3 protein-coding genes and 1 pseudogene are annotated in these 7485 nt (G+C 76.6%); 2 read left to right on the top strand and 2 right to left on the bottom strand.

Features of this window, described 5'->3' with window-relative positions:
* Positions 1-126 (top strand): annotated as a pseudogene (locus FA014_RS20795) (DNA-binding response regulator); the annotation flags it as partial.
* A gap of 674 nt (positions 127-800) precedes the next feature.
* Positions 801-5000, top strand: a complete 4200-nt coding sequence (locus tag FA014_RS16420; protein WP_154730720.1) for a S8 family serine peptidase — start codon at positions 801-803, stop codon at positions 4998-5000.
* Between the two features lie 243 nt (positions 5001-5243).
* Here FA014_RS16420 and FA014_RS16415 read toward each other — a convergent pair whose 3' ends face one another.
* Both FA014_RS16415 and FA014_RS16410 read right to left on the bottom strand, forming a co-directional pair.
* Positions 5244-6248, bottom strand: coding sequence for a 5'-3' exonuclease (locus FA014_RS16415; protein WP_230323282.1), 1005 nt, complete (start codon positions 6246-6248; stop codon positions 5244-5246).
* Positions 6249-6321: 73 nt separating this feature from the next.
* Positions 6322-7335 (bottom strand): LacI family DNA-binding transcriptional regulator, encoded by a 1014-nt coding sequence (locus FA014_RS16410; RefSeq protein WP_419178419.1) that lies wholly within the window; start codon positions 7333-7335, stop codon positions 6322-6324.
* Between the last annotated feature and the right edge of the window lie 150 nt (positions 7336-7485).

The raw sequence follows: 7485 nt of genomic DNA, 5'->3' as shown, positions 1-7485 counted from the left end.
TACGTCACCAAGGCGATCTCGGGTCCGGACCTGTGCGACGCGGTGCTGCGGGTGGCCGGCGACGACGCGGTGTTCTCGCCCCGGCTCGCCGGGTTCGTGCTGGACGCGTTCGGCGCCGCGGCGGGTGGCGGTCACGTGCCCGGCGGCGGGGGCACCGTCGACGACGGGGGTGCGGTCGACGGCGGGGGTGTCGGAGGGGGTGGAGGGGCGGAGGGAGGACGTCACGGCGGGGGGTGCTGCACCTTCGATCGGGGGCGGGGCGGTCGACGCGCTCGGTCCCGAGGGGGCGGGGGTGCGGTCGGTCCGGCCGGTGGGCTCGAGGGCGCCCACCTCCCGTCGGGGAACGGCAGGCGCCGGGGTCGTCGCGGCGGCCGGGGCCGCGAGGTCGCGCTCGTCGCGCAGGACGGCGTGCCGGCCGCGGGACGTGCGCCGCGCGGCGGGCATGCTGTCACTCACGGTCGTCGAGGTTAGGCAGCGGACCTCGGGGTCCTTCAAGGGCCCGGCGACCGACTCGCGGAGATCCCGTGACGATGCGGGTGACGAGCCTTCACGGGATCGCCACATCCGGCCCGCCGCGGCGGTGAGCCGGGGCCGCCGGCGGACGCGGGTGTCGACGACGACGCCCGTGTGGCCCGGATCACCCATGCTAGCGACGGCTGTGCGCGGCCTGAGCGACGAATGTGTGGGGAAACCGTGACGAATCGCCCAGGAGTTTGTACGGTGAGCCCGCAGTCACCGTCGGACATGACGTCCAGTCATGACCGGGTGCACGTCTGCTCCTGCCCCAAGAACGGATTCCCATGACGCGTCGCTCGCTCCGTGCCTCGTTGACCGTCCTGGCGCTGGCCGCCACCACCGCGCTCGGGGCCGGAGGCGTCGCCTCCGCCGCCGGGCCGGGTGCCGCGTCCCCGCCGCTCCCCCTCGACCCCGGCCTCGCCGCCGGCGCGGGCGACCCGATCGCGTCGGACGACGTGCTCGCCGGCACCGAGGGCAAGGTCTCCTCGGCCCTCGCCGACGCCGACGGCACCGTCACCGCGTTCGTCCAGCTCGACGCCCCGTCCGGCCTCGACGTCGCGGAGGACGGCGGCGACGCGGCCGCCGTCCAGGCCGCGACCGCGCAGGTCGAGCAGGTCGCCGAGGCCGTCGTCCCCGCCGAGTCCGACCCGGCCGCCCGCACCGCCGCGGTCGCGCCCGAGCGGATCGCCACGCTGTCGAACCTCGTCGCCGGCGCGCTCGTCACGGGCGACGCCGCCCAGGTCCGGGACCTCGCCGCCTCCGACGACGTGGTCGCGGTGTACCGGGTCACCACCAAGACCGCGGACAACTCCTCCACCGACGCGTTCACCCGGGCGCTGCAGGTGTGGCAGGACACCGGCCAGACCGGCGAGGGCGTCCGGATCGGCGTCATCGACACCGGCCTGGACTACACGCACGCCGACTTCGGCGGCCCCGGCACCGTCGAGGCGTACCAGCAGGCGTACGGCGAGGACGGCACGCAGCCGGTCCCCGAGGGCCTGTACGACCCGGCCAAGTACCTCGGCGGCTACGACTTCGCCGGGCCGCTGTACGACGCGGACCCCGCCTCCGAGCTGCCGGGCGCCACGCTGACGCCGACGCCCGACGCCAACCCGATCGACAGCCTGTACACGTCCGACAACTCCGGGCACGGCACGCACGTCGCCGGCACCGCCGCCGGCTACGGCGTCCAGGCCGACGGCACGACGTTCACCGGCGACTACGCGTCGCTGACCGACCTGTCCGACTGGCAGGTCGGCCCGGGCTCCGCCCCGGGCGCCGGGCTCTACGCGCTCAAGGTGTTCGGTGACATCGGCGGGTCCACCGACCTGACCGGGCTCGCCCTGGACTGGGCGGCCGACCCCGACGGCGACGGCGACTTCGGCGACCACCTCGACGTGATCAACCTGTCGCTCGGCGCCTCGGCCACCCCGTCGGACGACCCGGACAACCTCCTGATCGACCGGTTGTCCGACCTCGGCACCCTCGCGGTGCTCAGCGCGGGCAACTCCTCCGACATCACGGACGTGGCCGGCTCCCCCGGCTCCGCGGCGTCCGGCCTCACCGTCGCGAACTCCGTCGGCAGCCCGCAGACCTACGACGGCGTCGAGGTCACCGAGGCGCCCGACCCGGCCGCCGTCGGCACCTGGGCCGCGCAGAACTCCATCTCCTACGCCGGCACCGAGGACGTCACGGCGCCCGTCGTCTACCTGGGCGACGGCGTGGACGGCTGCACCCCGCTGACGGACCGCGCCGCGGAGATCACCGGGAACATCGTCTACCTCTGGTGGGACGACGACGACGCGACCCGCGCCTGCGGCTCCGTCGCCCGGTGGAACAACGCCGAGGCCGCCGGCGCGGCCGGCGTGCTGATCGGCACCGAGTCGACCGTGTTCGCCGCGGGCATCTCGGGCAACGCCACCATCCCGGGCGCCCAGCTGACCGCCTCGTCGACCGACGCGCTGCTCCCGGCGATCCAGGCCGGCGGCGTCGTCGCGCACATCGGGCCGTCGCTCGCCGCCTCGGTCGTCTCCGACGAGATCGGCGACGCGCTCAACCCGGGCTCGTCCCGCGGCGCGCACGGCTCGCTCGGCATCATCAAGCCCGACGTGGCCGCGCCCGGCACGCTGATCTTCTCGGCGGCCTCCGGCACCGGGGCGGCGGCCCAGTCGCTGTCCGGCACGTCGATGGCCTCGCCGCACGTGGCCGGCATCGCGGCCCTCGTCCGCGCGACCCAGCCCGGCTGGACGCCCGCGCAGGTCAAGGCCGCGGTGATGAACACCGCGACGCACGACGTCTGGACCGGGGCGCACCAGTCCGGCACGGCGTTCGGCCCGCAGCGCGTCGGCTCCGGCCGGGTCGACGCCCGCGCCGCGGTCGCGGACGCCGTGCTCGCCTACGGCTCGGAGGACCCGGACCAGGTGTCCGTCACCTTCGGGGTCGTGGACGTGGGCGCCGAGACCGTCACGCTGAAGAAGACCGTCACGGTGCAGAACACCGGCACCGAGGCCGTCACCTACGGCACCGCCTTCGCCGCCGCCACCACCACCGGCGGCGCGACGATCACCACCTCCCCCGCCACGCTGACGGTCCCCGCCGGCCAGCAGGGGCTGGTCACGCTGACCCTCACGGCCGACCCGGCCACCCTGGAGCGGGAGATCGACCCGACCCAGGCCACCACGCAGGGCGGCGTGCCGCGCGAGTACGTGGCGTCGCTGTCCGGGCGGCTCGTGCTCACCTCGGGCGACGCCGAGCTCCGCGTGCCGGTGCAGGCCGCCCCGCGCCTGGTCTCCGAGCTGACCGCCGACCCGGTGTCCTTCGCGGACGCCGGCTCGGACACCGCCGCGCTGACCCTGTCGGGCCGGGGCGTCGACACCGGCGGCTGGACCTCGCTCGTCGCGCCGCTCACGCTCGGGGCCACCAGCCCGAAGCTGGAGGACGTGCCCGGGTTCGTCACCTCGGAGTCCGCGGTGGCCTCCGGCGACCTGCGCTGGGTGGGCTGGACCTCGACCGCACCGCAGCAGGCAGCCGCGGGCGGCGACCCCGCCGACGGCTACCTCGGCGTCGGCATCGCGGTCGACGGCGACTGGGCGACCCTGGGCCAGGCCGTGCTCCCGGTGGTCGACTGGGACGTGGACCGCGACGGCACGCCGGATGCGCAGACCGTGGTGCAGAAGCTCAGCGACGCGGCCGACGTCACCGTCGCCGCGACGTTCGACTACGACACCCGCGACGTGCTGGACATCCAGGCCGTCAACGGCGCGTTCGGCGACGTGGACACCACCGTGTTCGACAACTCGGTGCTGGTCGCGCCGGTCGGGATCGCCGCGCTCGGCCTCGAGCCCGGCGCGACCCCGGCGGTCACCGTGTGGACCCGGTCCGACTACGCGGCCGACCCGAGCGGCCGGGTCGACGCGACCGAGCCGTTCCCGGTCGACCCGTTCGACCCGCCGTTCTGGTTCGACGGCGGCGTGACCGACGCGCTGTGGTTCGCGGCGTCCGACGCCACCGAGCTCGCGGTGCACCGCTCGACCACCTCGGCCACCCCGGCGGACCAGCTGCTGGTCCTGCACAGCCACAACGCCGACCCGACGACGCGGGCCCAGGTGCTCGACGTCGCCGTGCCGGAGGCCGTGGCCACGACCACCACGCTGAAGGTCACCGGGCCGGCCCGGGTCGGCAAGGACCTGACGCTGACCGCCACCGTGTCCCCGGCCGAGGCGACGGGCACCGTGTCGTTCCGCGCGGACGGCACCGAGGTCGCCACCGCCCCCGTCGCGGGCGGCACGGCCACCGCCACGGTCCGGCTCGGCGGCGGGTCGCACGCCCTGACGGCGGTGTTCACGCCGGACACCGCGGCCTTCGGCGGGTCGGAGTCGGCGCCGGTCGCGGTCGACGTGAAGAAGGCCGGCTCGACGACGAAGGTCACGCTCTCGCAGAACTCCGGGCGGTACGGCTCCGAGGTCGGCGCGACGGTGACCGTCACCGGCCAGGGCGCGGTCCCGGCCGGCACCGTCGAGATCCGCGAGCGCGGCACGGTCCTGGCGACCGGCGAGCTCGCGGCCGGCGAGGGGAACCAGGCGACCGCCACGATCGCCCTGCCGCGCGACCTGAAGTCCGGGTCGCACACCCTCACCGCCGTGTACACCGGCAGCGCGGACGTCGACGGCTCGCAGAGCCAGCGGTCGTACCGGGTGCTGGCCACCGTGCCGACGATCAGCCTGGACACCCCGTCCTGGTCGGTGCCCCGCGGCGCCGCACCCGCGGTGACCGTCACGGTCGCGGGCCCCGAGGGCGCCCCCGTCGCCGGCGGCAAGGTGACGGTCCTGGCGGGCATCCGGCCCGTCGCGACCGTCGCGCTGACCGACGGGACCGCGACGGTCACCCTGCCGGCGGTCAACCGCACCACCACGGTCACCGCGCTGTACACCGGCGACGGCGGCTACACCCCGACGCTCACGATCGGGGTGCTGACGGTGCGCTGAGACGGGCCCGCCGCGCGCGGGCCGGGGCGCCCCCGATCCGGGGCGCGGACGGCACGGGCGCGGCGGGCCGGCGCGCGGGGGACGTGGCGGCGGTGCGGGTGCGGGGGGTACCCGCACCGGGGTCCGCCGGTCACCCGGCGCGGGAGGGCGGCGCGGACGGGCCGGGGGGATCCAGGACCGGCCGCGCCGCAGGGGGGTCACCGGGGGGCGGTGACCCCCCTCTCGCGCGCCCGGCCCCGCGGGTCAGCGGTTGGCGAGGGCCGTCAGGACCCGGCGGACGCTCGACTCGAGGCCCCAGCGCGCGGTCAGGTCGACCAGCGCTGCGCCGTCCACGGGCTCGCGGGGCAGCGCGAACGCGTCCGCGGCCGCCGGGTCCGTCCCGTCCGCGAGCCGCACCGGCGCGTCCGCCGCCACCCGCACCACCCCGGGCGCCACCGCCAGGTAGTCGTCGGCGTCGGTGAGCCGCTGCCGCTGCGTCGCGGTCAGCCCGCGGTCGCCGGCGTCCCGCGCGGCGAGCAGCCCCGGCAGGTCGCCGTACTTCGCCAGCATCGACGCGGCGGTCTTCTCCCCGATGCCGGCGACGCCGGGCAGGCCGTCGCTGGGGTCGCCGCGCAGCACCGCCATGTCGGCGTAGGCGCCGCCCGAGGACACGGCGTACCTCTCGCGCAGCCGGGCGGCGTCCACCACCTCGATGTCCTTGATCCCGCGGATCGTGTAGAGCACCCGCACGGGGACCTCGTCGTCGACCAGCTGGAACAGGTCGCGGTCCCCCGTCACCACGAGCACCGGCGTCCGCTCCCCCGCGGGGCGCGCGACCTCGCGGGCGGTGAGCGTGCCGATGACGTCGTCGGCCTCGTACCCCGGCGCGCCGGCGCGGGCGATGCCCAGCGCGGCCAGCACCTCGGCGATCACCGGCACCTGCGGCGCGAGGGCGTCCGGGACCTCCTCGGCGACCGCCACGCCGTCGGAGGACGCGGCCGCCGCGGCCTCCGCGCCGCCGACCGCCCGGTGCGCCTTGTACGACGGGATCACCGCGACCCGGAACGCCGGGCGCCAGTCCTCGTCCCAGCAGGCGACGAGCCGGTCGGGCCGGTGGTCGGTCACCAGCCGCGCGATCATGTCGAGCAGGCCGCGCACGGCGTTCACCGGCGAGCCGTCGGGCGCCTTGACCGAGTCCGGGACCCCGTAGAACGCCCGGAAGTACAGGGACGCGGAGTCGAGCAGCATCAGCGCGTGACGGTCGGCCATGCCCCGAGTGTGGCACCCGGCCGCCGCGCCGCCGGCGAACCGTGCCCCGCGGCGCGCGCGGCCGCCGGCCCCGTCAGGCCGAGTCCCGCTCCACCAGCGACGTCGGCAGCGTGATCCGCGCGGGCTCGGCGCCCTCGACCACCTCGAGCAGCAGCCGCACCATCTCGGACGCGATCCGCTCGAACGGCTGCCGCATCGTGGTGAGCGGCGGCTCGAGGGTCGCCGCGAGCCCCGAGTCGTCGAAGCCGCCGACGGCGACGTCCCCGGGCACCGAGCGCCCGGCCTCGCGCAGCGCGACCAGCGCGCCCGCGGCCATCAGGTCGGACGCCACGAACACCGCGTCCAGGTCGGGCCGCCGGCCGAGCAGCTCGCGCATCGCGGCCTGGCCGGACGCGCGGGAGTAGTCCCCGTGCGCCACGAGCGCGTCGTCGTAGGCCTCTCCCAGCGCCGAGCGGTACCCCGCCAGGCGACGGAACCCGCCGGGGGTGTCCATCGGCCCCGTGATCGTCGCGACCCGGGTGCGGCCCCGGGACAGCAGGTGCCCGGTCATCCGCCGGGCACCGCCCTCGTCGTCCGCGGACACCCAGCCGATCCGGTCCTCGTACCCCAGCGGCTCCCCGCAGGCGATCGTCGGGACGCCCTGGCGCAGCAGGTCCCCGACCACCGGGTTGCCCCGGTGCGAGGAGATGAGCAGCACGCCGTCGACGTGCCCGGCGGCCACGTAGTCGGTGATCCGGCGCCGCTCCTGCTGGGTGCCGGCGACCATGAGCAGCAGCGGCATCTCCCGCGCCGCGAGCGCCTCGGCGGCGGCGCGCAGCAGGATCGAGAACGTCGGGTCCTCGAACAGCAGGTGCTGCGGCTCGGTCAGCAGGAACGCCACGGAGTTCGCACGCCCGGTGACGAGGCTGCGGGCGTGCTGGTTCGCGGAGTACCCCGTCGACCGGATCGCCTCCTGCACGGCGACGAGCGCCTCGGGCGACACCCAGTGCCCGCCGTTGAGCACCCGGGACACGGTTCCCCGCGAGACGCCGGCGGCCGCGGCGACGTCGCGGATCGTCGGGCGGCGGCGGGGTTGGTCCACGGCCACCGACCTTACGGCCACGGCGTCCCCCTCGGGCCGCAGCGCGCCGGGCGCGCGGGCCGGGATGTCCGCGCCACGGAGGCGGCGCGGACATCCCGGCCTGACGCGTCGCGCACGCCGGTCAGCGTCCCGGACGCCCGGGCGCGGTGCGCGCGG

Origin of the sequence: Cellulomonas hominis, from assembly GCF_005239125.1 — a bacterium.
In the GTDB taxonomy this organism is placed as follows: domain Bacteria; phylum Actinomycetota; class Actinomycetes; order Actinomycetales; family Cellulomonadaceae; genus Cellulomonas; species Cellulomonas hominis_A.
This window is presented reverse-complemented; position numbering and strand designations above follow the sequence as displayed.